This window comes from Sphingobacterium sp. KH_072, from assembly GCF_057837975.1.
On the sequence record NZ_CM174457.1, the window covers coordinates 1,997,865 to 2,022,983 of the forward strand.

Sequence of the window (25,119 nt, forward strand, 5' to 3'; positions counted from 1 at the left end):
ATTAGGGTATTGTGCTTACGGTTCGTTGTCATAATCATTTTCTGGTTTATGGTAACGAGGCACTCTAAAAGCTTACGTATTGCGATTTGAAAAGAATCAATAGAGCGATACTCAAAGCTTCCGAACTGGCACCGTCAAGAGCCCATAACCTAAATTATGTTTCCACAGAAGACTTACATGAGCATCGCTCTATTGGAATAATACCTTACAAAGATAGAAAAACCAATAGAAAGCGAGCTCACGATCTACTCATGTGGAATTTGACGGTTTCGTTCATGAGTGACATCGTTTAATAGGCAAAGCCTACTAGTTAACTGTCGCTATTTCAATTATATAAACAAATATAGAAATAAATACTCAAAAGGACGACTACTCGTCCGCTTATTTTAAAAAATCTCTTAGGAAAGTTTAAATGGACAACGATCAAGAATTGGAAATCTTCAAAGAAGACTTCATTAAATATCTTAAACAAGCATTTTGTTCCCCATATAAAGTTGACGGAAAAAAGGTTAGCAGAAATGAATATGCTGAAAAAAGCGGTATTTCAAGAGGAACACTTTCTAGGTTAAATGAAGGGACCGGTTATGATGTACCCCTTTCGACAATATATAAACTTTGCAAATTCGAAGACATTGCACCAAAAGATCTTTTTGAGAAATTTGAAAATTATGCATCGTCAAAGGTATAGGTATGTGATCATGAAAAAATTACCCATAACTTTGTCCAAATTCATTGAAAATTGCTTTATTAAAGTTTTATTTTCTAAGCGATCAATTGTCTAAAGATGTTTCTTAATATATGTATATCTGAATATACGAATATGTAGTGGAGGGCTTTTAAAACCACTTAGGGATAACCTACTTATGTTGTTTTGCAGTCTGCAAGTTGTGTCTTTGTACGTACAGTTCTCCTGCGTCAAATCTGCCATACAAAAACGAACTTGCCTTAATTATTTGCAAGATCTGATCTCGCAAATAATTAAGGAGGAAATAAAAAGTTCGCAACTCACTTTTATAAGGCTAACAGGTGCTAGTTACTGCTTTCTAAATGGATGAACTGAAATCATAATCTCTCCACTAAAAAACGGAATTGGCTTGCTCGTTTTGGATGCCAAGAAGGTGTGTATTCAATATAACCAGCCTTTACCAAGTCTGATAAACACTTGTGATAAGTAGCCGCACCTTTAATATGAGCATGCCGCATTAGCTTAGCTCTGCTGGTAAAAAAGGTCTTCATAGGTCTATCTGTATCTTGGAAATACACAAGCGCAAAAACAAGCGCTATGTGAGTGTGCAACAGACTATCATTACTTGCAAGGGATTCGCAAATACATTTTAAAGGATTTGTATCATTTGCAATATGACTAGTCATTATACTTCCCTCCTTCCATCATTTTCTGGATATCTTCCATGGAATAGAACATAATTCCACCAACTTTGCGGTAGGGCAAAACGCCATTTATTCGAAGGTTTTGGAGTGTTCCTGGCGAAATGCTCATAAGCTTTCTGACTTCCGAGCTCCGTAGCCAGCGTGGTTTGTTTGAAACAGAGTTGTCATTACTCGAAAGTAGGAGTTTAATCTCCTGAAAAAGTTCTGTCTTGAATTGGTTTAGGTCTTCTTTGGTCAAGATGTTTACTTGCATGATAAATGGAATAGTTAAGCGTCTAATTGCTACAGGACTCTCCTGTGCGTTGTTAGCAAAACTGGCAAATACTATCTATCAGCGGATGACCACCCGTAACTGTTGGTCACCAAATGAATATAGATTAGATCAATCCTTTTCCATTCTTTGTAGTAATTGAAAACAACTTTTTATCTTCTGGTATTTTAGACCCTTTAGTGGCGTCTTTTGGGCACTTTTGAACAAAATAGTTCCGCGCTGTATTAACGTATCCGGCCTATTAACTACAGATCCGCTGATTTTTTGAAGTTCTGAGGATAAAGATCCTTTAAGTTTTTATGGTTTATTGACATGATGTTTTCCAAGGTATGCTTCAACCACTGGTAAGGGTTCACCTCATGCTTTTTACAGATAGCAAAGAACGAGTAGATCATCGCAGCACGCTGTGCCGCTTCATGGCTTCCTGCAAAGAGGTAGTTTTTTCGTCCCATGGCGACAGGGCGAATAGCATTCTCGACAAGATTGTTGTCTATATGCAGATTTCCATCATACAGGTATGCTGAAAGCGCATCCCATCTGGCGTATACATAGGCCATTGCTTTTCCGATCTGGCTTTTAGGGAGTGTGTTTTTTATCTCCTCAAACATCCATTTGCCAAGCTCGTTGATAACAGATAGGGATTCGGCCAGACGGCATTCTTTTGTCTGCTCGGCATCCAGCTTACCGTCTTTGGCTCGACGTTCAACGGCATATAGTTGCTGTATCATCAACAGGGCTTTTTCTGCTCTTGCTTTATCATTATCCAGGGCTTTTTCAAACTCACGACGGGCGTGTGCCCAACAAGCCAGATGTGTCACCTCTTTCTTTTTACCGTATTTTTCATACACAGCATAGCCGTCTGTCTGGAGATAACCTTTGAAGTTCCCCAACATCGGTACAGCGGCAACACCTCCACGGGTAGGGCTATAATCAAATAATACGGTTCCCTCCAATGGGGCATGGTATACCCAATAATAGCCTTGATGGGTAGCACCTTTTTTATCGCTGTCCAATACTTTTATTGGGGTTTCATCAACCTGTAAATAACCCTGTGATTTGGTCTGGAAGACGAGTTGTTCATAGAGTGGTTCCAGTTTCTCCAGCGCTTGTCTGGTCCATCCTTCGATGGTTGAGGAGGCTATCTGTATATTTTCTCTGGCAAAGATCTGTTTCTGTCGATATAGCGGGAGATGATCTTGGTATTTACCGGTAAGGATCATAGCAAGCAGGCTGGCCCCAGGAATTCCTTTGTCGATTACACGCTCGGGAAGCTCGGCAATGGTCACGGCAGATTTATCTTTGGCAGCATATTTATAACGGATGTAACGTTTGATATAGAACTTTGCAGGTTCGCATTCCAATTCTTCCGTAATTTCTTTACCGATACAAACCATTTGGGATAGATCACCTTCGGGATGCATTTCAACCTCTTCTACAGGAAGGTGCGCAGGCAATTTAGCACGTCCTTTATGATTAGGTCGTTTGCGTATATACTCGATCTTTTCTTTGATTTCTTCCTGTTGCTGTACAGCTTCGGCCGGCTCTGCTTCAAAAGGGAGCATGGTCTGATCAGGATCGCCTTCAAAGCGCTCGCGCTTCTGTCCGAACTGCATACGCTTGTACATGGCGAGCTGGGACTCTAGGTAGTTTATCTTTTCATCACGGCTGGAAATGACCTTGAGAAGGTCCTCTTTTGAGAGATTTTCCAGCACTTTTTCCATAATGTAAATATACGGAAAAAGCGGTCTTTATCCTATAATAAACCGCTTTTAAGCAAAAGAAAAACGTCTTTTCTGAATGCTTTTTACAACCTGTATGCCTTCAACCATCAGTACCAGATCACTCCAGGACAACTCGCTGTTTTTTGTGTGTGGTGACACGAAAGTTCCACTTTCCAAACGTTTGTAATACAACACAAAGCCTCCCTTTTCCCAATGCAACAGCTTCACGTGCGTACGGCTACGGTTTAGGAACACAAACACCTCGCCACTGGTAGCCTCGCGCTGCATCCCTGAACTGATTAGTCCGCAAAGTCCATCAAAAGACTTCCGCATGTCGCAAAAACCATCATAAAGATAAAACCGATGCGAGGAACCCAATGAAAACATATCAATAAAGGCGGATCAACTGGGAAAGTAAACCAAGATCGGTATCTACCTTGATCCGCACCCCATTGGGATATACAACCTCAATAGTACTGTTTTTGACGGCCTTATCGATCGATATAAAACGCCCGCTGGACGTATCGTCTTCTTTAATGCGCGAAAACCAGTAATAAAACGTAGCCTCATTGATCCCTTTTTCCTCGCAGTATCGTTTCTTGCTCCTGCCGCTCTGCTGCCAGTCTGCTATCATAGCAAACATCTGAACTCTTTTCTCTTCTTTGCTCATAAACCAAAGGTCTGATTTATCAAGAACTTAGGAAATATGTACTTGGACGGGCGGATACGTATTAACTGGAATATCTTTACCCTGATGCGAAAAGTATTTGGAGATGAGTTTATAGTAAGGACTATCATAATCTGATTTCAAAAGTTTCCTTCCAGACCCCGGTAATGTCAATTCTTTAATCTGGTGAATCAGATCTATAAACGTTGGTAAATGATCGTCTTGAATCATAATCTTAAGCGACACTTCATGCTCCTCCAGTTTTCTTAATCTCTTGTCTCTATCCTCAAGCTTTTTGTGAAGTTCGGCGATGATCATATCTTTTTTCTTAATCAGTAATCCATTCGGAAGCATGTTATCATAATCGTAGTTGGAAAGGAATTCACTGAACTCCTTTAGCTTTTGAATATTGGAGACATACCGTGGATGCTTAGCCGAAAATGGATCTCTTGTTTCAAAGAAGCAAATCCGAGCATTGACAATAGACCAAACATGCGAAAAGAAATCCTCTTCACTATGCGGCGGATTTTGCTTTAAAAAGTATTCTAGATGAAAATTATAATAGCTCTTGAAATGAGAGTGATCAATGCTATAAATTTTCAGTAGAAAGTGATTGTCCTCATACCCTTTTTTCAATCCCAATATATTGCCTAACTCATAGGGCTGAGCGTTCATTTGGAAAGGTCGTCTGCATTTAAAATATCTTATCGGCATATACCAAATCTAAGAAGTTCATTTTTTAAAATATGATTTGATAGGCCAATACGATGCATAAAGCTGTTTGCAAAGCGTAAACTGCCATTTGACAGGAGGATACTTACAAATAAGGTGACATAGAAATACGATAAGGATAGGCAACCCTAGTGATATTTATATGACTGGAAATACATATCTCTACATGCTCAGATAAGTAAGCAGACAGGTTTTTAATTTTACAACTAAAAATTGTCTGCGTTTTGTGAGATCAATGCTCGATTTACTATGAAACTCATATCTAGGCCTTTTGGTTTTTTAGTATACTTAAAGGATAAAACGAAGGATAAAAGAAAGACAGGAAAAAAGGAAGTGAATAATTGAAAGGTGCGAGTCAGCAATGATCAAAGAACCCCGTCGATGTATAACTCAACAAGTTTTAAAATCTTTGATTTGTTGTTTATAAATCATGTTATTGAGGACTATCTTTTTTCCTTCGCACACTTAACCCTATCGACTTCGTCCAATGTATCAAACCTTTATTGCATATTGCAATTTTTCAAAAAAAGGTCAATCTCCGAATGTTGAAGACCTATTACCAGTAGACACGACCAAAAAATTAGCCATGTCTAAAAAAATGTCTCAATTAAAACTATCTGTTGTATTTACCCTTCCGATAATTTTAGGACATGCTCGCTGAAATTCCTCAATATAGATGTTTTCAATCTTTGACTTTAATTCATCATACCAATTATTGGCTATCTGGTAAACCGTACCGTCGTGCATTGGTATCAGGAATTTTGCCTGGTCCAACTCATCGAAAACACGCACGACAGCTCTTTTATAAATCAATGAAGCGGTAGCTTGGATAACATGACTTAAAGCCCAACTTACTTCCTCTTCTCCTCTTACCCGGTAGTTTCCAAAAGAGGTACCCACTTTTTCGTCATGCATCATATCCTGATCAATCTTGTCTTTAAAGGCCAGAAGACCATTGAATCGCTTAAAATATTGTAGTGCTCTTACACTTAGGGATGTGTCTCCATACATAAATCTATAGAATACAACTTTCGCGTCTGAGCGTCTATTTTCGTCATTAAATACAAATTTAGCCAGATCTTTGTAAATATCTGTATTGTAAAGATCGATCAGCTGCTGATCTCCACTTAGAGAGGCCAGTATGCCTGCTTCAAATTGTGAATAGTCAACATATAATAATTTATGGAAGGACTCCGCAACAACTACTTTTCGGTTCGATTTTCGGAGATTCTGAAATGATGGTTCCTTCATGGTAATCCTTGAGGTGATTGTACCAAACCCAAGATATTTCGGATAGGCATTTGCTTTAGCTCCCCAGTGAGCGTGCATATATAATAGACTTTCCAAATCTCTTTTATTTCTAATCATTTCATACATTAATTTAGAAATCTCATCTTCGTTTCGCCATGATTTGAAGGTAAACAGCGTCGATTTTATCAATCTATAGCCCTTTTGTTTCAAATATTGAATCTGCCATTCCTCATTATCAGGATTGAAAATCCTATATTTTAATTGAAGCTGATTTTTTGTAAAGTAGATATCTTTTTCGAGTTTTGTACACAGGCTTTCAGCGACACTAAAATCAATTGGCACACCTAGGAGTTGTCTTTGGTAAATGATCTTATTTATCTTTCGCTCCAAATCCTCAAACCTTGTGGTCTCTTCAGCATCTTTTAATATTAGGAACTCATACAAAACCGCCATGTAACCAAGAAAATCCCTGATAGTCGAATTGCTGAGTGTAAAATCACTGCTTGCGATGTTATGGTATCTCAATACAGCTAACATCGTCCAGGGTTTAAAAGATTTGAGATCCTTACCCTCTTGAGCAAATTGTTTTTCAAAACCTTCTAGATCCACAATCTCTGGGATGATTTGAATACGTCTGTTTTTTTTTAGATATCGAAGGAGTTCTGGGCTCTGAAAAGTAACCAATACCGCATCGGTTCCAAATCGATGGTCTTCACGATAATCCGTAGGTCGATCAAGGTTCAGAGAATGCCATCTATTTTCAATATATAATATTACGCATCTGCTCATTTAAAGGGAGTATTGTTGTTCAGTTTCCGTATTAGTTTCACTATCCGACTCATCGAAGCCGCTCACGAAAACCAGGTCGCGATCCTTGTACTTGTGGCTAAACTTATGCGACGCAGTGAGGCTCGCATCGGGGGTGCCAATTACTATGTCGGGCCTAAATGACCTTAACGCGATCAAAGCCAACCTGTCTTGGAAATATCCCTGTGTAAAGTTCTCAGAATATTTTCGAAGGATCACCCGTCTATATTCCAAATCAACAGAACACAGATAAATGACCATCGCAGCAATAACAGGCTTATTCGTATGATCATTTTTTTCAATATGCTTAACGGCGTGAGTTTTTAACTCTTGAAGATCTATTTTGTGCTTTGCAAGCAGCATCCAGATCTGATAGATTTGATATGCGTAAGTCGTGTATCTTTCATCCAGTACCAATCGTACAAGGTGGTTCATCATGCCTTGCTCAACAATATCTGTTGGCATAAGACTTAAAAGTTTACAAACTTCATTTGTAATCCAAGGACGGTCGATCAATTCGGCGCAAGCATCAATTATTGGTTGAATAATCGTACTGCTGAACACACTATCTTCCAAGCCTCCCACTGCCAACATCGTTATGGAGTTGAGCGCAAAATTCATTTTCTTAGAAGCCTCATCCTGCTGATCAGCTTGTACCGCAAGATTTTCCCTAAGCATCTCAACCGCAGAATGAAATGCTTCATTGCGGTACTGAAAATTTTTCGACTTTCTGAAAGTTGCAATTTTGGCGGTAGACAAATCGAAGGCTCCCTTAAACTCTTCGCGTCTTTTTTCTCCAGGTCTGGGCTGTGGATTTTCCTTGCCATCATCAACGATCGTAAAGATTTCTGTTTTTTGGGAATTAACAGAAAGATAGCATCTCCTTAATTCAAATTCAAAAGTTTGCAGGATTTTTCTTGCCTCGTATTTGTCTTTACAAAAAATCCTGATGTCGTCCATGAAACGATAATATTGTGGCGCGTGGTGTTGCATAAAGACATCTACCTGGTTAAGATAGAACGAGGCAAGTAATGCCGAGGCATCACTGTTCTGAGGAAGTCCCACAGACTTATTCGTAAAACTCCCTACGATCATTCGTAACATTTCTGCAGCGTTTCTTTCATTCTCCGTTTCACAAACCCGTAGTATTTTGCTATGCAGCATTTCTTTACTGATGTTATCGTAAAAATTGAGCAAATCAATTTCAATAACACAATTGTATAAATAATCGTCATTGACATCCTTAACATTTACAACCTCCTGAAGCTGGTATTGCATCCTTTTCCACTGTTCCACACCATTTAAAATTAAATTTCTTTCGTCAAAGTGGTTATACCTTGCCGAATATACATTTGCGATTTGTGCCTGATCAAGTTTGGGTGCAAGTATTCCTACACAGGCCATGTACATAATACGATCAATAAAGGGCGAAACCAGAGCTAGTCTTAATGTAAACTTTTTTTTCGGAACGTAAAATGCTTCTGCAGGCTTAGCGACGTATGTTTTGTTGTTGAAGTATTCCTCTAATTGTGCGAAAAGATAGTCTTGATTCAACAAATCAATGTATTTTAATGGATCATGAAACCAATCGTCGATAATATCGGAACTCAATCGCTTTCGTGCAGTTTCAAGGTTTAGTGTTGTATTGTTTATGATCGCTTGATGGATATCCACTACATCTCTGTTAATCTCTCGCTTGTGGTAAGAAGAATCTGTATCCAATTCAACCAAGCCCAGACTTTTGAGTTTAACATTAATTTCGGCAAAAGTAATATCAGCAAGATCGATGGTCGAATTTTGAAATTCTCGATTCGGGTAATCCGTGATAATACCAAATAAAGTACTTCTGGATTTGGAAAATATACCCGCACCTGACATACCCTTTAACCACCTATGTTCGTTGGAACCATGTAGTCCAAATCTCTTTACAAGACTATCGCTCCTACCGAAGTCGAATTTCTGCAACTGATCTTCGTTTGCAGCAAAAATACCCCATGCAAAAAATTCATCATCAGTATCCCTTAACTCATCGGACACCAGTATTTGTCGAAAGTTGACTTCCGGATTTTTATTGACTTTGATAATGGCCAAATCCTGATCAAATACAATGAGTTTTTCCACGACCTCCTTCTTTTTAATATACTCTAGCCTCTTAAACAGCTTTTTGTCACTGTATAAGATCTCAATGTGCCCCAGTAAACTTTCATCATAGGGCGTATTTGTATCTTCCTGAAAAATGTGTTTCGCAGTCAACACATAGTTATATTCCAATAAATTGGAAGTTAGATACAGGATTCCAGAACCACACACCTTTACCCCCGCAACAATTGTATTAATCTTAATACCGCAACTTCTTAGATTATCAGATACTGTGGCCATAGATTTGATTGTTCGGTGTCAATTTAAACTTGAATTTCTTTTTCTCTGTAGCAGTTGTTTTCAGTTTAGCTATTGGTTCTGAATAGTTGAAAATAAACTCAATTTCCTGCTTCTGCGGACTGATATATTTTATTACTTTTAAAAGGGAACGTTTATTTGGAAGATAGTTTTTATTCCCATTTGTACTAATAATAAACCTTGAGCAGTCTATCTTGGATAGAATTGATTTTGACAGACTTCTATAGCTCCCATGGTGAGGTAATTTCATGTAATCCAACTTCAGGGGTTTGCTAGGATCCTCACTAATCAATTCATCCACAATAACTTCTAGTCTTTTTGGTATACAGTCACCGGTCAACAAGATTCTCTGACCTTCGGATTCTGCGAGAATTACGATGCTTGTTTTATTTGCTTCAGAACTGTCTTGGCTTTTATCGGATATATAAGGATCAAGCTCTGCCATCGTTGAATCCCAGTCACAGCGATAGTCACTCGTAAGATAAGCGCCTTTTTTAGAGCTGTACTTCCCTAAGTCTTCATTTAATGGAGAAAGAAATCTTAGTTTGATTCCACCGAGAACCATATCAGGAGTTTCATTAGTTACAATGCTCCACGAAGTTTTGTAGGTCAACAGAAGTTTTTCGAGGTCGAAGGCCTGTCTATAAGATAAATTATTGGTGTCATCAGTCTTTATTGTACCATTAATTTTTCTCGGGGTATTTACCAATATTTTTTCAACAAATCCATCTCCAAAATTACCGTCAATGGCAGCCTGAATAAGTTCGATAATTCCAGATATGTGGTCGTCATCGTGATGGGTAACTACAACTAAGCTTAATTTCTGTCCAGCGGTATAAATTTTGGTAATTTCAGCTCTTATATGGGTGAAATCATTTCCTCCGTCTATCAACACATTATAATTTCCATCTTGCAATAAAATGGAATCTCCAGATCCAGCTTTTAAAAATTTAACAGTCATTAATTGGAATAATTTCTCTAATATACAACTTGAAAGAGAATTGAGCTACCAAGACATCCATTTTTCAAATCCATATTACTGTCATTACCAATCGAAATTATTTGAATTGGTAGCCTTACCTAAAAATGGTAAGGCTTCAAATTGACCGTTGGAATTTTATTAAATTTAACTACAGATACACCTAACCTAGATTCAAATTCGATATTTTTTTGAAAAACTTTCCATACAATGGTGTATCATGAGTGGTGTCCTATGTCATGAGTTCCAATAAGATATTTATGAGCAATGAATTTAAATATCCGATAAGAAATATAGACGAAATTGAACATTTTATTAGCACAGGAAATATCAAGTCCTATGATGGGGAATTTAAAACATGGAGTCGATAGCGTTGCCTGTTGAGCCAACGGTCAAACTCCCGAAGCAAAAAATATTTTCTTTTATAAATGTTCGATAAATAATAAAGGAATAGTTACGGCAATTTTGTCTGTAAGCACTTTTGAAGAAGTTTAGTATATTTCAAAGTACCTTTAATTGATTATTGATGTATGTACAAACTAGAAAAGTATCCCCGGAGTATACGTAAAAGCGCAATTGCAAGGCATGAAGCTATAAAATTGAGGCTCTGCCCTACTTCCGCTTGCTGATACAAATTTTACGTACACCGCACTTAAAATTCAAATCCGAACAATGTGCCATTGGCATCTTTATCGTTAAGTTCCAAGACTATCTCATCCGAACTAAAATAAACAGGATTTTCTTCTTCATCAGTTGGTAAATCAGACTTAATTACAGATAAAATATACTGAATATCATATTTTAAAGTAATGTCACGAATTAGTTTCAAGAGTCTATATTTTATACCATTGTCTTGTTGAGATAATACGTCATCATGATAGACAAAACGAAAATAAGACTCCACATTATTGGCAACCAAAATAGATAAGTCAAAAACCACGCAAAGTATTTTGCGATAAGTTCTTCCCTCGTCCTTTGCCGTATCCATAGTAAGTTTACCTTTTGTTTTAATAACGGGAGGTTTGAAGTCTACATTATTATTTGAATTTATAGACCACGATATATAAGTATCTTCGTCCATCACTTCTGAAAAATATTTAGAAAAAAAATCACGAATCAACTTGTACTTGGCATTTTTCTCGGTATGATTGCTTATCTCCTTAATCTCGGCAACAGTCGCTTCAATGTCTTTTTTCAGTTCCTCTTTCTTTTTATCTTCAGCTATAACAAGGTCAATTATTTTAAGCTTTTCGCCTAATTGCATCAGCTCTGATTCTAAGCGGGCTAATTCCTTTTGATAAACTTTTAGTTTTTTAAATGTATCCGTATCTTTCAAAAAACTTAAGAGATCTTCCTTTTTTGAATTTAACGTTTGTAATTGCTCATTGACACCTTGAAGTTCTTCCGATTTTTGTTTTAAAGTCTTACGTAATAAACGATTCCGATCCTTTGTCAGTTCTTCATTAAACTTAAGTAGATCAGCATAATCTTTTTTTAATTCCTCTGGAAAATACAACTTGGACTCTTTGAAAACCTTTTCTACCTTATTAAGGTCAAAAGAGATATTATTTTTTATTGATCCCTCTAATTTATTGAGATCAAAATTCAGATTGTAAGACAAGGTATTTAACGACGAAATTTTATTCTCGATCTCATCGATACCATTTTCGATCATCAGCTTATCTTGCTCATAAAAATTGAGATGATCGATTTTAGATTCCGCCTCTCTCGTCTTTGACTCCTGCAAACCAATCTGGGCAATAATTTCATCTCGGTCGATATTGCTAATTGAAAAATCCTGTTTTAATTGAGCTATATGCTCATTGATCTTATCCTGTTTTTCATCATTTCTATATTTTTTCCTCAGCACATCGCCATCAAATCCCAACAAATCAAACATAAAAGGCTTCCAGTCTATATCTTTTCCCCCTTTAAATTTGGATAATCTATAAACATCTTCATAATCGGGCTGCATCCGAATACAATAGTTGACAGCCTTTCTATAATCGTACTCTTTATTTTTAAACAAGTCAAATTTGAAATACTCGGATAGTGTCTTTTTAGCTGCTTCAATTCCTAGATCTTCATAATCCCAATGTAATGGAGGTTCATATCCGTTTGTACGTTGTTCATGTATACTTATGGAGGTCTTGGTATGGTATTCTACACTTCTTTTAATAGTAAGGTATCGACCATCATTCAATAATACCTCTAAATAGAAAACGTGATCTCTAAAAACCTGGGTATTGTCACTGTCTAAAACCTTAATAAGAAAGTTTTTCTTATCTATTTTCTTTATCAACAGATAATCGATCAGTTCAGCAAGCTTCGTTTTACCTAGATCATGTGAATTCTTTCGCTCTTTAAGATCGGTTAATACATCGGCATAAATAACACTGAGACCTCTTAAATTAAAGGTAATATCTTTAAATCGCGTATCACTACAATATAATTTACTTAACTTCATAAGATTGATTTAAAGGAATCCGTTGTTTGTTCGTAACTGATTTTGTCCATTAAATACAGGAAATTGAGCGCATAGGGGAAATTAATCCTTGCATCATCTCCCAATGCTTTGAGTACCTTATGCATTAAGACATCATATTTAACAGCATAAAAGGCATTGAGCTCGGATAAAATAACAGAACTAATATTTATAATGGAATATTTAAGATTTGTATGTCTGTCAGGCCTTATCATTTTATACCAATTAAGCACTCATAGTACATATAATGTAATAATGTGTAAATATGCCGCTTCCCTTTAAAACTTTGTCCATCGCAGATCTTCTTGTATATAAATACAAAGACTTGCTGAAAGTCTGCAAAGTTATCTCTTTTAATTTGAATTACATTCCTCAACTCAGCAGCAATATCAAAATATTGTTCTTTTAAATCTTCATTTCTCAAATCTGCGAGAAATGACTGTATTTTTTCAAAATCCTGCAAAGAATGAGCTAAAATTTCATTCTCAAAGTACAAAGGACTTAAATCGTTTTTTTGATTCTTTTCCTCTATTTTAATACGGTCTAAATCGAACTTTATTTTGTCAATTTCTGCTGCTAAATCAACAGACAGACTTCCTAATTGAGCTTTAAACGCAACTATTATTTCCTTTATCTCACTCTCGGAAAAATCAAACGGGATGTGATGCAAATCTAAACCGAATTCTTTGATAATGGCTTTGTTTGGATTTATATATTGATCATTTAAAGTCTCTTTCCCTATAATATGCACATTGTTTAAGCCAGTTTCACTTTTAATTTTTCTTAAAATATCTTCTCCCGAGATACCGGAGTATTTTCTGTTTGTAAACAATATGTAACAGTCAATTTCACCACTGGCCTTCAGGTTTTTTATTTTTTTGATCTCATCGTCCACAATTGTAGAAAATTCCTTATCAGCACAAGAAGCTATGGGATTAGACGTATGCTTAGATTGTACGATAAACTTACCTTTCCAAGGGGCATTGATTGAAGGGAAACAGGTGGCTGTACCCTCAAATTTCCCATCTCGCCCCCCATCCTTACCTTTAGCAAAAGAAACCACCCCCATACCGAACAAATTCTGACATATACGGTTTGCCAAGTTTTCAAAAACAGCGTCATCTAATAATTCTAATCTATAATCCATAAAGATATTTAGGTGTTTCTCTAAATGAGAATGCGCATTACTCTAAAACAACTAATTGTAAACGATAAATTTAGGAAAAACTCACATATTAGTAGATAAAGATTAAATTTTAGCTTAGGAACAGACCTAAGCAAGTGTACCATTACTAGATCTAGATCTTCAGTATTGAATGGTAACAAGCAATTAATTCACACTTTCTCTTCACCGATGTGATTGTCATGCCCTATGTAATCTTTCCTAAAAACAGCTGCAGTTATTAATGTAGATTTATAATTTAGTGACCTCCTCCCAGTTAATCAGACTGTCAAAAGTGGAATTTCGGGTTTTGTTGACCTCCTAGTTAATCAGACTGTGCTGCAACGATAATGACACATAAGATCGTGACGGATTCAAGCTTACTAACGAAAGTCTCCAAACTCTTTATGTACTATAAAAATGAGATAAAAAAGGGAACTCCCCGAAAGAAGCTCCCAACCAATCACAATACTACTACTAATTACCAGCCAGGGTTTTGGACTAGGTTTTCATTTTTAAGAACTTCGTTATTTGGAATTGGAAATAGGTAATCTCTATTTTCTCGAAATATTCTAGTTTCAATCACTGTGCTCTGATAGAACGCGTCTCCATCTGCTTGAAGATTTAAGCCATAAATAGGTCCGTTATCTGTAGATGCTGCAATTTTCCACCGACGAGTATCAAAATACCTCACGCTTTCAAAAGCCAACTCAACCCGACGCTCTCTTCTTATAGCTTCACGCATGGCTTCCTGAGAACTAGGCACTGGAATGCTGGCAGAACCATATATTGGCACACCGGCTCTGGTTCTTATTAGATTTACATAGCGCAATATATCAGCATTACCCGGACTAGACTCGTTTAGTGCTTCTGCGTAATCAAGATAAACATTAGCTAAGCGCAGCAATAGTGCTCCACGACTATTACCGTTGGCTGCAACATTCTTACGAACTGTGTAGCCCGTCGGTGTCACATCAGAAGTACTTTGTACACGACCAGAGTTACCATTAAAATTGAAATTAGAAACTATTGGAGTGGAACTATTTGCTTGATTGAGCCAATAACTACCATTATAGGTAATGCCTACATAAAAACGTGGTTCTCGGTTCGCATACATCGCAAAGGTAGTACGATTAGCAACATCAAATGGTGCGCGAAAACTTACAAATCCAGAAGATACATATTCCGAAGCTGAGTTTTCAATAGGCAAACCGTTACGCATAAAATAAGCGTCTACAATAGATTGTGTGGCGCCGTGCGCTCCCCCTCCTTGGGCCGCAGAAGGAAAACCAACATGCTTTGGAGTACGATCGTATTGCATATTATTTCCGCTATTTGCTCGAGCAAAAATCCATTCTTTGTTCCAATCCACTGTCATCACATTTCTACAAGCTAAGTAAGCTGCTTGGAAAGGATCGGCATTGCTGACAGTATACAAATCATAATAGTTGGGCACAAATTCATCCAAAAAATCTTTTGCTGCAGTTGCTGCCAAAGTCCATTTTCCTTGATCGACGGATTGACTAAACAATGCTGTGCCATCCCTATTACTGACTCCTGCATAATCTGGGTTTCCATTAAACAAAGGACTCGCTTGTAATTGCAATGCCTGCGCTTTATATGCTTTAGCAACACCTTTAGTTATACGCCCAAATTCATCATTCGCAGGTAAATATGGAAGATCATTGTAGGCCAAATCTAATTCTGATACGATAAATGATATACATTCATCAAATGGTGTACGGCTTAACTTAAGATCTTCAATTGGTGCATTCAGATCTAAGATACTTTCTCCAATTAACGGAACTGGACCATACATACGCACCAAGAAATAATAGTACAAGGCACGTAATGCTCTTGCTTCGGCTTTGTAAGTAGTTTTCATAAGGTCAGTCACCTCAGCACTATTTGCGCCATCTATATTTTCCATAAAGTAGGATGCATTTCGAATTCCACGATAATAATTTGTCCAGTATCCATTTACTACACCATCGGTATTAGCCCACACACTACGATTCATATTATTCGCATAATTGAAATCCCACGTATATTCTGAATCGTCTGATGCGGCATTCCAAGGACCAGCGTTGTTAGTTCCTACAAATCGTTGTGCGTGTTCATTAGGCAAGGTATTATAGATATTGGCCAAAAAACGATCTGTGTTGACTTTGGATTCAAATATTTTATCAATAGTGATTACATCATCGGGCACCTGATCCAAATAATCAGTACAACTGCTTGCACAGAGGATTATTGTTAGAAGGACGCAAAGATTAATTATTTTTTTCATGTCTTTTAAATTTTAAAAACCGGTATTAAAAGGATGCTTGAAGACCTAGGGTAAACGTTCGGATGTTTGGATACCGTGACCCATTAGAAGTATTTAATTCTGGATCCCACAGCTTAAACTTACTCCAAGTAAGGAGATTATATCCTTGTAGATAAATCCTTGCGTTCTGTAGCAGTAGGCGTTCAGCCGTAGACTTTGGAAGATTGTAACCCAGATCTACTGTTTTGAGGCGAAGGAAATCAATATCCTTAATCCACCAGCTTGATGCTACTGCATTATTTCTGTTAGCTGTATTTCCATATGCTAAACGTGGATAGAATGGGTTTTCTAGCGGATTTTCTTCTGTCCAACGATTCTCGGCAATGGCGAAAAGATTGCTACGCTCTGCGCCGGTACTGTTATTAAAAGGGATGATTCCATCTCCGGAAATAAGCCTTTCAGCGCCCGAAACACCTTGGAAGAATGCTCCGATATAGAATTGCTTATAGGTAAGATTCAATCCAAATCCATAGATGTGGTTAGGCACATCTCCATTTCCTATTCTAGTAATATCATTCGCATCAACAATACCATCTCCATTAAGGTCTTTATACCGAATATCTCCTACACGTTGTTGACCAAGTGCAGACTGGTTAGCATGCTGGTCGATCTCTGCTTGTGATTGGAAGAGACCATCAGCTACATATCCAAAATTTGATAAATAGTTTACACCGCGGCGTTCCATGTATGGAAATGGTTGACGCGGCATGTCGTTTTCAATTACTTTATCACGATTAAACGTGTAGGTCGCCCGCACATCTAGAAATACATTACCAATTGGAAAAGGCGAAAGTTCTAACGTTCCATCGATCCCTTTATTTTCCAAAATCCCGAGGTTACCCCAAGGTGCACTGTTTAATCCAACGAAATTAGGCAACGATTCACGTTGCAAGAACACCCCACTACGACGTTCTTTGAATAAGTCTACAATTAGTGACAGTTTATTATTTAGTGTATTGATCTCAATACCTAAGTTTTGTTTATGAGCTTCTGCCCAACGTACATCTGTACCATAATCGGTAATTGCGCCACCAGCATATCCAACGTTGTTAGTGCCATTACCGAAGGTGTATCCGCCGCCATCTACGTTCGTATTTACTAAAGTGAGGTATCCGAATCGTCTTCCGCCGTTGCCGCCGTCACCCACGATACCATTGGAGTAGCGCAGTTTCAAGAAATTGATTGTTTCTGCTAATGGTTCAAAGAATTTTTCATTTGATACTACCCAACCCAAACCAAACGATGGAAAGAATCCATATTTAAATCCAGGAGCAAAATTTTCTGAACCGTTATAGCCAAAATTCCCTTCGAAAAAGTACTTATCTTGGAAACCATAAGTCAAGCGGCCAACAATACCTTGATTACGATAAGGCAAGGATGAAGTAACTGAAGTTGCGAAAGCACGAACTTCTTCTCGCTGGTTATATAAAATTAGTGCAGTAATACTGTGGTCATCAGCAATAGTAGTATTATAGTTGAATGAGGCTTCAGTATAGAATTGCCTATTCGAATCATTTCCTCTTCCGTACCCTAAATCGTCAGATCCTTGTGAGATAATATTTAAAATTGGATTACCTTCTGCATCGTATGGAAATAATCTATTTATTAAATAGGTACTTCTGGTACGAGTTCTATCGATTCGATGTGAATTCCAAATATCAAATGAAAATAATGCATTAAAGGTTAATCCGGGTACCAAAACACCTAGATCCTGAATAAGTCGTGCATTAGACATGATCTGATTGCGGAACGTATTTTGTGTTCCAGTCTGGGTAACCTGACCATAAGGATTGGGTTGTGCACCAGCTGAGCTTACTCCTGGAACGAAACCACCTGGATACATTACTGGATATAAGACCGGGTTTGTTTGCATTACATTAGCAAAAGCATCTTGCGGATTGACACCAGGATAGTTTAAGTTTGAAATATACCCCTGTATACCCAACTCAAACTTGGTGGTTTTGGTAAAGTTCATGCCGACATTGGAGGTGAAATTATATCGCTTGAAACGTGTAGAAGCATTGTAACTCTGTAGTGCATCGGTATTTAATAGCGATGTTTCGTCATAATACGCACCAGAAACGTAATAATTTGCAAAATCCGACCCGCCCCGAGCACTAAAATTGGCTCTTCTATTGTCTGAAACATTGTTAAATAATGCATCCATCCAATTTACGTTCGGATACAAATAGGGATCTGTTCCCAAAATAGTGTTGTTGATGTAATTGTTCGAATACTCGGGTGTCATTCCCGAAGCGCGTTGCGCTTCATTACGCAATAGCATATAAGTAACACCATCAGTAAGTTCAGGTCTTTGAGTAAAAGCAGTGATACCTTGGTTATAATTAAACATCAAAGTTGGCTTACCGCTTGTTCCTTTTTTTGTTGTAATTAATATAACACCGTTGGCTCCAGCAACACCATATACTGAAGTCGCAGCTGCATCTTTAAGAATAGAAAAAGATGCTATGTCCTCTGGATCAAAGCTATTAATATCCCTGCCCTGCACACCATCCACCACTACCAAAGGGCCTGCATTGTTGCCTGATCGATTAAATGTAGAAATACCACGGATCCATAAGTCTGCTCCATCTGCTCCGGGCAAACCAGTCCGCTGAACACCAACCAAGCCTGCAATCCGTCCTGCTAATGTTGCACTCAAGTTCGCGACTGGTTGCTTTAAATTATCAACGTTTACGCTTGATTGAGCCCCTACTACACTAATTTTTTTCTGAGCCCCAAATCCGACCACCACAACCTCGTTAATACTTTGATCGTCGGCTTCCAAGGTGATATTTAGGTTAGTGATATTACCTATACGGGTAATATAGGTTTTATATCCTACGAAAGTGAAAACTAAGGAATCACCTCGTAGCGCTCTTATTGTAAAATCTCCTAAGTTGGCTGTAACTTGTGTTTCACCAGTCGTACGATTTTGAATAGTTACGCCGCTAAGAGCAACTTCCAATTCGTCTCGAACAATACCGGATACATTTGATTGCAAATTTTCTTGTCCAAAGGCGCTGCTAGCCAATAGAACAGCAAAGAAACATGCAATCATGAATAGTAAATTTCTATTATTCATAATTGTTATTTTGTTGGTTATAAAATGGTTGTTAGTCAGTATTTCTGTTTGGATCGTAGATTAAGCGCCACTCTGCCATCTGAAATAAGCCAGTTCCCCCACGAATAGCAGTAATGTTTAATCGGTAATAACGATACTGTGTGGTGTTTTCGATATCGAAACGAACTTTTTCTAATCGAGAAGTAAACATGTAGTTTTCCTTCTTGTCTAGAACCGTCCAGTTATCTAAATCGTTCGATCCTACCAATTCCCAGTTCTTTGGATCACGATCCTGAGCATCATTCGCTGAGGCAAGAATGTAGGCGGACACAGCAATTGTTCCCGGAAAACTTAATTGTAAGTAAAGATTATCCCGATAGGGATTGATTAAGAATTTGGAATTGTAATCATTGTCCACGAGCTTGAGAGACCCTTCATTTCCTCCTGCACCGCCACTATTTTCGAAATTTACTGAAATAGTGCCAGACGAAGTAATATCCATTTCTGGCTCCTCTTGCTCTGGAAGTAGTTCATAATATCGAACTTCCTCCTTTTCACAACTACTGACTCCAGTTAACATGCACCCAGCAAAGAGCGCATAGATTACCATGGTTCTGTTCTTCATAAAAGGTATTATTAGTATAGTTTAGCTATAACGATTTAGTTATAACCAAATATAATAAGCTAAAAGCCACAAGGTTGTTAACACATTGTTAATGACACAAATACACATAAAAAAACAAAGGATGAGGCAGGCTGTGAATAATTTTTAACTCAGTGATAAATTCGATTACGCTAGTTTAAACGGTCGAAGTTGTAGCATCACAACAGCTTTTTAAACTAGAATAGATTACAAAATCGTAAGCAAATGTTATTATATTATTGTCTTATGATATGGGTTCACAAGTACCGGTTAATCTCATCATAATGTTGTATTTCAAATCTTCGAGTGGTTACCAATAATAGCTCTAAGTACGTTGAAGAGCTCCGAACTGTTATAAAAGCAGTTTCGCTAAAAGAATATTTGTAAAGTTCGCATGGAAACAAGCTTTTTACAATAATTTTCCCTACCTTAATATATATATATTGCAGACCTGATAACATTATACTATGGAAATTATATTAACACCAATTCGTCAAACCACAATCAACAAAATAATTTCTTACCTATTATCACTAGGTATAATAACAGCAATATCCCTTAACATTAGCTTTGCTGGCAACAAAGCAAATCATAATGATAGAGACTCAGGACTTTTTGAATTAACCATTGACATTAATCAACTGCAAAATCGTTCCGGCAAATTTATGATAACGGTTGGAGGACATTCGATCATACCAGAGGTTGAAAATAACATTATAAAAATAACCGCGCCATTAGACGAACCACGCAGGTCATTCGTGACATTTTTCCCGGATGATGCAATTAGTCAAAACCCAAATAAAAGCCTCAATGAGATTGCAGCAGAATTAGATAATTTTTACATTTTCTTGGCTGAGGCAGGTCAACACCATATTAAATCTGATAGTATTATAGCCAATAGTATAATTACTACCCCTACAGCTGCTCAAAAAGAATATGCGCTTCTTTTGAAATTAAAAGATGGTTTTTATGAAGTCATCGAAGCAAAATATCAGCAACTGCTTAATGAACATCGAGATATTGAGGATCAGAAATACAAAGATTCCATCGTGCGACCTATTGTAATGGATTTCGTGCGTACGCAATACCCAATTTATTATAACGATAAGATTCTAAATTTCGTAAAGGATCATCCCAACTCTCCCGCATCAACTATAGAACTTGAGGAATATTATGATAGTGAGCTTATGGATATGAAATCTCTTACTGCCCTCTACGACAATCTCTCAGAAAGGGTGAAAAATCTACCGACAGGATGGAGAATTAAGAATTTTATTACTGCGCGAGAGTTCGCCCAAGATATCCTTAACAAGGAAGCACTCGATTTCACTCAAACTGATTGGAAGGGAAATCCGCAAACATTATCTCAATTGCGAGGCAAAACCGTACTAATTCAATTTTGGGCCAGTTGGTGTGGGGCTTGCAGAGAACATTTGCCAGCCCTCAAAAACATTTATAATAAATATAATGGTCAAGATTTTGAAATCATAGGCATATCGGTCGACATAAATCATGAAAATTGGACACAGACAATACAGATGGAGGATCTGAAATGGCTACATGTTTCAGACCTGCAAGGATGGAATAATGTGGTAGCGAAACAATATAAGATCCATGGAGTACCATCAAACTTCTTGATCGATAAAATGGGCACAGTAGTAGGGTTTAATCTTAGTGGAGAAGAACTAGATCGTCAATTGAGCAATAGGAAATAAGGGTTCAGTACTTCTGTATTTATCAAAGATTTGCTCTAAGTTTATGGTATAAGAACAGAATTATTATACTATCCAACTATTGGACAACTGTATAAATGTTTAAATTAGCAGTTGAGAATGAAAAGAGAACGCAGGAAATTTAGTGCAAGTTTTAAGGCGAAAGTTGCCATAGAAGCGATCAAAGAACAGCAAACAATCCAAGAACTGGCGTCGAAGTACGAGCTACATCCTACGCAGATCAATACTTGGAAACGGGAGTTTCTGGACAATGCAGAATCGGTTTTTACGGCTGAGAAATCCTCAATAAAGGATGATTCCAAAGAGAAGGAGCTTTATTCGAAGATCGGTGAGCTCCAGATACAAGTTGATTTCTTAAAAAAAGTATTGGGCAAATGAGTTTGAACGAGAAGCGCGGACTTGTTTGCCCCTCTTATAAGAAGATGAGCGTTTATCAGCAGTGTAAAGTGATTGAGCTGCCCCGCAGTAGTTATTATTTTAAGGGTAAAGGAGAGTCCCCATTCAATCTACAACTTACGAATCTCAAAGACCGTAAGTTCTTGGATTGCCCCTTCTATGGCGTTGAGGGCATGACGGACTACCTGCGGCAGGATCTTGGATACTTTGTCGGACACAAGCGTGTTCGAAGGTTGTATAAGATTATGAACCTAAAGACTATACATCCTAAAAAGAACCTTAGTAAGGCCTGTAAGGCGGATTACAAATTTCCTTATCTGCTCAGGAATCTAAAGATTGGACGAGTTAATCAGGTATGGCAGGCAGATATCACCTACATTCCTATGTTCAGGGGTTTCATGTATATGTTCGCCATAATCGACGTTTACAGTAGAAAGATAATGGGTTGGGATGTATCTAATACCATGAACGCCGAATGGTGCCGGGATGTGCTGGCAGATGCCATGCAGAACTACGGTAAGCCCGAGATATTCAATACCGATCAGGGTTCGCAGTTTACCTCAGAAGTTTTTATAAAACTTCTTAAAGAAAATCAGGTAAAAATATCCATGGATGGCAAAGGCAGAGCCTTGGACAATATATACATCGAAAGGTTTTGGGGTTCACTCAAAAGGGAGAAAATATATCTAAATCCACCAAATGGTGGAGTGGATCTCTACAGACAGCTCAAGGATTACATCGTTTTCTACAACACAGAAAGAAGACACAAATCAATTGGGCGGATAACTCCCGACGAAATGTTCAATCAGCAAATCAAAAATGTATCGTAATTATATCTTAGTTTAGTACAAATGTTGTCCAACAAATAGGTAGTATCATATTCAAGCTCACTACCTTAAAACGTATCCACAGGAATCGTTTAGCAAATATTTTCATACAGAGCTCATGCCGAAGTTGCCAGATGCACCCGCTTTCCTATTAAAAGCACTGAATGATTAGGATTATTCTTCAGATCAACTAAAAGGCCGCTGGACAGTGCTCGACTTTTGGGGAACATGGTGTGGTCCTTGTGTTGCAGAGATGCCAAAGCTCAATGCCTTTCACTTAAAAGATAAGCAGAACAAAGCCGAATTATTAACCATCGCCTGCTACGATATTAAATATAAGGTCGAGAAGTTTTTGGCAACAAACAGCTATCAGATTCCGGTACTGATGTCTAATTCTATTGTAGAAAGGGATTATAAGGTGAATGGCTACCCTAGTAAATTTCTAATATCACCGGAGGGTAAATTGATTTCTACTTCGTTTCAGTTTGATTGGGAAAGTCTACTCGATAAATTGATTGAGCTGTAGACAGTAGAAAAGTTTAAAGCTACAATTATACAAATTCATTTATTTCACTTTTGATTTTTTCATACCTATATTTATAAAATAGCATTTGCAGCTAAAAAGAAGGTGAGCTTTGCGGTGAGTCGTTTTTTAAAAGTGACTTTAAACCATCATTATCAGCGATTTTACACTCAAAACATGATCCCAGCGGGATCACATCTTGGGACAAGTCTAAAAAAGAAAGACTTGTCCCATTTTTTTTACCTTGTAACTTACTGTTATTCTGATAGATAAGAGCAATCGCAGAATTTAGTCTCGGAGTTCGATGTTGTGTCCCGTCAAATTCCAAAAAATCGGGGAACATCGAACTCACTATAAGCCTTTTTTCCTCAATATCACCGTTTTCATACCGTCTATCAATGTTTGCGACCTTTTTTAAGGTGGATGCTACCAAGTCTTTAATCTCCGTTCCAACTACTGCCAAGTCGTTTAATCTTCTTTCCAAAACCTCAATCTTTCCTTTGGTCAATTTTTTTACTTCTTGGAAATCATCGTCTGCCATTTCTCCATCGGCATTTTTTAAAAGCGCATTTTGATAGCGTTTGTTCAACGCATCAATCTCACCTATGATATTTACCCGTTCGGTATTTTGGGCTTTGGTTTTGTTATTGAAGTCTTTTATAAAGGCTTCGATAAAGACATCGACCATACCCTCTTTTGGCGACATGTACCGTAACTGTTTTAAGAAAGCCTCATTGGCGGTTTCGGCTTTGAACCGTACTCCGCAAGAGGAAGTGCAATGGTAGTAGTAATAGTAATTGCCCATCTTGCCCTTTGAGGCACTTCCTGTGAGCATCCTATTACAGTTAGGGTTAGGGCATTTAATAAACCCTCTAAGCGGTAGATTGTCCATAGCCACGATTTTAGGCTTTACAACCCTCTTTCTCCCATCGAGAATATCCTGTACATCCGCAAACGTCTTTTCGCTGATTAATGGCTCATGCTGTCCTTTGACAAAATATCCCTTTTCCTCTTTGTAGGGAGGAATGAATATTTTGCCACAGTACAAGGGGTTTCGGACGGCTACCCAAAAGTTATTTTTGCTGAACCGACCTTTTCCATCGGCTTTATCCCGAACCATTTTCCATATCTGTTCGGTATTGAAGTTATTGGAAACGATTTGTTCAAACGCCCATTGTAAAAGCGGTGCTTCAAAATCATGGGGTGCAATGAACTTCTTTTTGCCCTCTGTTATCTTATTGGCATATCCCAATGGAGCAGTACCCATATACCGCCCCTCTTTTTTCGCCCTGCGCATCCCGTGAAAGACATTTAATGCACGCCTGTCGTTCTCAACTTCCGGTGAAGCAAGATAGAACGCAAGCATGATTTTATTTTCGGGAATGGTAAGGTCTAAGGGCTGTTCTATCGCAACAGGCTCAACGCCATTTGTCCGCAACTGGTTAATCATTTGATAGGCATCCCCTGCGTTTCTACTAAACCTATCCCATTTAGTGAATAGGATTATTGACCCCGATTTGTTATTCTTTATCTTGCGTAGATTAGATAAATATTTCTGCCACTCTGGACGTTTAAACGATTTTGCCGAATGGTCTTCTATGTAAACATCCCTTACCGGAATGCCTTTTATTTCACAATACTTTCTTAATCGGTCTTCTTGGTCACGTTGCGAATATCCCTTGTCCGCTTGCTCGTCTGTCGATACACGTATGTATAAATCTGCCTTTCTCATCACAACAGTTT

General features: G+C 37.8%; 19 protein-coding genes and 1 pseudogene. 5 read left to right on the forward strand and 15 right to left on the reverse strand.

The window, feature by feature from the left end:
- Positions 1-412: 412 nt before the first annotated feature.
- Positions 413-688: a helix-turn-helix domain-containing protein gene (locus AC3IRT_RS09355; RefSeq protein ID WP_489392997.1), complete on the forward strand. Its 276-nt coding sequence runs from the start codon at positions 413-415 to the stop codon at positions 686-688.
- Positions 689-1,363: 675 nt separating this feature from the next.
- Here the strand turns inward: AC3IRT_RS09355 and AC3IRT_RS09360 are convergent.
- The 14 genes from AC3IRT_RS09360 to AC3IRT_RS09425 all read right to left on the reverse strand — a co-directional run bounded on the left by AC3IRT_RS09360 (position 1,364) and on the right by AC3IRT_RS09425 (position 19,879).
- Entirely contained in the window at positions 1,364-1,642 is a 279-nt protein-coding gene (locus tag AC3IRT_RS09360) for a helix-turn-helix domain-containing protein (protein WP_489392998.1), read from the reverse strand.
- 263 nt (positions 1,643-1,905) lie between these two features.
- Entirely contained in the window at positions 1,906-3,381 is a 1,476-nt protein-coding gene (gene tnpC, locus AC3IRT_RS09365) for an IS66 family transposase (protein WP_489392999.1), read from the reverse strand.
- 48 nt (positions 3,382-3,429) lie between these two features.
- Positions 3,430-3,768, reverse strand: coding sequence for an IS66 family insertion sequence element accessory protein TnpB (tnpB, locus tag AC3IRT_RS09370; RefSeq protein WP_489393000.1), 339 nt, complete (start codon positions 3,766-3,768; stop codon positions 3,430-3,432).
- A gap of 1 nt (position 3,769) precedes the next feature.
- Positions 3,770-4,051 (reverse strand): IS66 family insertion sequence element accessory protein TnpA, encoded by a 282-nt coding sequence (tnpA, locus tag AC3IRT_RS09375; protein WP_489393001.1) that lies wholly within the window; start codon positions 4,049-4,051, stop codon positions 3,770-3,772.
- Positions 4,052-4,078: 27 nt separating this feature from the next.
- On the reverse strand, positions 4,079-4,723 hold the full coding sequence (locus AC3IRT_RS09380; RefSeq protein WP_489393002.1) for a hypothetical protein: 645 nt from the start codon (positions 4,721-4,723) through the stop codon (positions 4,079-4,081).
- Positions 4,724-5,383: 660 nt separating this feature from the next.
- Positions 5,384-6,820 (reverse strand): DNA polymerase, encoded by a 1,437-nt coding sequence (locus AC3IRT_RS09385; RefSeq protein ID WP_489393003.1) that lies wholly within the window; start codon positions 6,818-6,820, stop codon positions 5,384-5,386.
- Positions 6,821-9,217, reverse strand: coding sequence for an RNA-directed DNA polymerase (locus AC3IRT_RS09390; protein ID WP_489393004.1), 2,397 nt, complete (start codon positions 9,215-9,217; stop codon positions 6,821-6,823).
- Positions 9,201-10,196 (reverse strand): ComEC/Rec2 family competence protein, encoded by a 996-nt coding sequence (locus AC3IRT_RS09395; protein WP_489393005.1) that lies wholly within the window; start codon positions 10,194-10,196, stop codon positions 9,201-9,203. Before AC3IRT_RS09395 ends, AC3IRT_RS09390 begins: the two co-directional genes overlap by 17 nt.
- Before the next feature lie 670 nt (positions 10,197-10,866).
- Positions 10,867-12,681 carry a DUF2326 domain-containing protein gene (locus AC3IRT_RS09400; RefSeq protein ID WP_489393006.1) on the reverse strand — a complete coding sequence of 605 codons (1,815 nt, stop codon included), beginning with the start codon at positions 12,679-12,681 and terminating at the stop codon, positions 10,867-10,869.
- A complete protein-coding gene (locus tag AC3IRT_RS09405) occupies positions 12,678-12,914 on the reverse strand; it encodes an ABC-three component system middle component 8 (RefSeq protein WP_489393007.1) in 237 nt (78 codons plus the stop codon). The genes AC3IRT_RS09400 and AC3IRT_RS09405 overlap by 4 nt, the downstream gene beginning before the upstream one ends.
- Complete coding sequence (locus tag AC3IRT_RS09410) at positions 12,911-13,846, reverse strand: ABC-three component system protein (RefSeq protein WP_489393008.1); 936 nt, start codon at positions 13,844-13,846, stop codon at positions 12,911-12,913. The genes AC3IRT_RS09405 and AC3IRT_RS09410 overlap by 4 nt, the downstream gene beginning before the upstream one ends.
- A 496-nt stretch (positions 13,847-14,342) precedes the next feature.
- Positions 14,343-16,151, reverse strand: a complete 1,809-nt coding sequence (locus AC3IRT_RS09415; protein ID WP_489393009.1) for a RagB/SusD family nutrient uptake outer membrane protein — start codon at positions 16,149-16,151, stop codon at positions 14,343-14,345.
- Positions 16,152-16,176: 25 nt separating this feature from the next.
- Positions 16,177-19,275 (reverse strand): SusC/RagA family TonB-linked outer membrane protein, encoded by a 3,099-nt coding sequence (locus AC3IRT_RS09420; protein ID WP_489393010.1) that lies wholly within the window; start codon positions 19,273-19,275, stop codon positions 16,177-16,179.
- A gap of 31 nt (positions 19,276-19,306) precedes the next feature.
- Complete coding sequence (locus AC3IRT_RS09425; protein ID WP_489393011.1) at positions 19,307-19,879, reverse strand: discoidin domain-containing protein; 573 nt, start codon at positions 19,877-19,879, stop codon at positions 19,307-19,309.
- Positions 19,880-20,364: 485 nt separating this feature from the next.
- On the opposite strand from AC3IRT_RS09425, the gene AC3IRT_RS09430 reads away from it, so the two are divergent.
- The 4 genes and pseudogenes from AC3IRT_RS09430 to AC3IRT_RS09445 form a co-directional block, all read left to right on the forward strand.
- Positions 20,365-21,612 carry a TlpA family protein disulfide reductase gene (locus AC3IRT_RS09430; protein ID WP_489393012.1) on the forward strand — a complete coding sequence of 416 codons (1,248 nt, stop codon included), beginning with the start codon at positions 20,365-20,367 and terminating at the stop codon, positions 21,610-21,612.
- 117 nt (positions 21,613-21,729) lie between these two features.
- Positions 21,730-22,008, forward strand: a complete 279-nt coding sequence (locus AC3IRT_RS09435; protein ID WP_489393013.1) for a transposase — start codon at positions 21,730-21,732, stop codon at positions 22,006-22,008.
- Positions 22,005-22,856, forward strand: coding sequence for an IS3 family transposase (locus AC3IRT_RS09440; protein WP_489393014.1), 852 nt, complete (start codon positions 22,005-22,007; stop codon positions 22,854-22,856). Before AC3IRT_RS09435 ends, AC3IRT_RS09440 begins: the two co-directional genes overlap by 4 nt.
- A gap of 184 nt (positions 22,857-23,040) precedes the next feature.
- Positions 23,041-23,379: pseudogene (locus AC3IRT_RS09445) on the forward strand (TlpA family protein disulfide reductase); the annotation flags it as partial.
- A gap of 91 nt (positions 23,380-23,470) precedes the next feature.
- Here AC3IRT_RS09445 and AC3IRT_RS09450 read toward each other — a convergent pair.
- On the reverse strand, positions 23,471-25,108 hold the full coding sequence (locus AC3IRT_RS09450) for a recombinase family protein (RefSeq protein ID WP_489393015.1): 1,638 nt from the start codon (positions 25,106-25,108) through the stop codon (positions 23,471-23,473).
- Positions 25,109-25,119: the final 11 nt, after the last annotated feature.

Bases quoted from the DNA above. Each gene is read 5' to 3' on its own strand.
- AC3IRT_RS09355 (WP_489392997.1), top strand. From the start codon at position 413: ATGGACAACGATCAAGAATTGGAAATCTTCAAAGAAGACTTCATTAAA.
- AC3IRT_RS09360 (WP_489392998.1), bottom strand. From the start codon at position 1,642: ATGCAAGTAAACATCTTGACCAAAGAAGACCTAAACCAATTCAAGACA.
- tnpC (WP_489392999.1), bottom strand. From the start codon at position 3,381: ATGGAAAAAGTGCTGGAAAATCTCTCAAAAGAGGACCTTCTCAAGGTC.
- tnpB (WP_489393000.1), bottom strand. From the start codon at position 3,768: ATGTTTTCATTGGGTTCCTCGCATCGGTTTTATCTTTATGATGGTTTT.
- tnpA (WP_489393001.1), bottom strand. From the start codon at position 4,051: ATGAGCAAAGAAGAGAAAAGAGTTCAGATGTTTGCTATGATAGCAGAC.
- AC3IRT_RS09380 (WP_489393002.1), bottom strand. From the start codon at position 4,723: ATGAACGCTCAGCCCTATGAGTTAGGCAATATATTGGGATTGAAAAAA.
- AC3IRT_RS09385 (WP_489393003.1), bottom strand. From the start codon at position 6,820: ATGAGCAGATGCGTAATATTATATATTGAAAATAGATGGCATTCTCTG.
- AC3IRT_RS09390 (WP_489393004.1), bottom strand. From the start codon at position 9,217: ATGGCCACAGTATCTGATAATCTAAGAAGTTGCGGTATTAAGATTAAT.
- AC3IRT_RS09395 (WP_489393005.1), bottom strand. From the start codon at position 10,196: ATGACTGTTAAATTTTTAAAAGCTGGATCTGGAGATTCCATTTTATTG.
- AC3IRT_RS09400 (WP_489393006.1), bottom strand. From the start codon at position 12,681: ATGAAGTTAAGTAAATTATATTGTAGTGATACGCGATTTAAAGATATT.
- AC3IRT_RS09405 (WP_489393007.1), bottom strand. From the start codon at position 12,914: ATGATAAGGCCTGACAGACATACAAATCTTAAATATTCCATTATAAAT.
- AC3IRT_RS09410 (WP_489393008.1), bottom strand. From the start codon at position 13,846: ATGGATTATAGATTAGAATTATTAGATGACGCTGTTTTTGAAAACTTG.
- AC3IRT_RS09415 (WP_489393009.1), bottom strand. From the start codon at position 16,151: ATGAAAAAAATAATTAATCTTTGCGTCCTTCTAACAATAATCCTCTGT.
- AC3IRT_RS09420 (WP_489393010.1), bottom strand. From the start codon at position 19,275: ATGAATAATAGAAATTTACTATTCATGATTGCATGTTTCTTTGCTGTT.
- AC3IRT_RS09425 (WP_489393011.1), bottom strand. From the start codon at position 19,879: ATGAAGAACAGAACCATGGTAATCTATGCGCTCTTTGCTGGGTGCATG.
- AC3IRT_RS09430 (WP_489393012.1), top strand. From the start codon at position 20,365: ATGGAAATTATATTAACACCAATTCGTCAAACCACAATCAACAAAATA.
- AC3IRT_RS09435 (WP_489393013.1), top strand. From the start codon at position 21,730: ATGAAAAGAGAACGCAGGAAATTTAGTGCAAGTTTTAAGGCGAAAGTT.
- AC3IRT_RS09440 (WP_489393014.1), top strand. From the start codon at position 22,005: ATGAGTTTGAACGAGAAGCGCGGACTTGTTTGCCCCTCTTATAAGAAG.
- AC3IRT_RS09450 (WP_489393015.1), bottom strand. From the start codon at position 25,108: ATGAGAAAGGCAGATTTATACATACGTGTATCGACAGACGAGCAAGCG.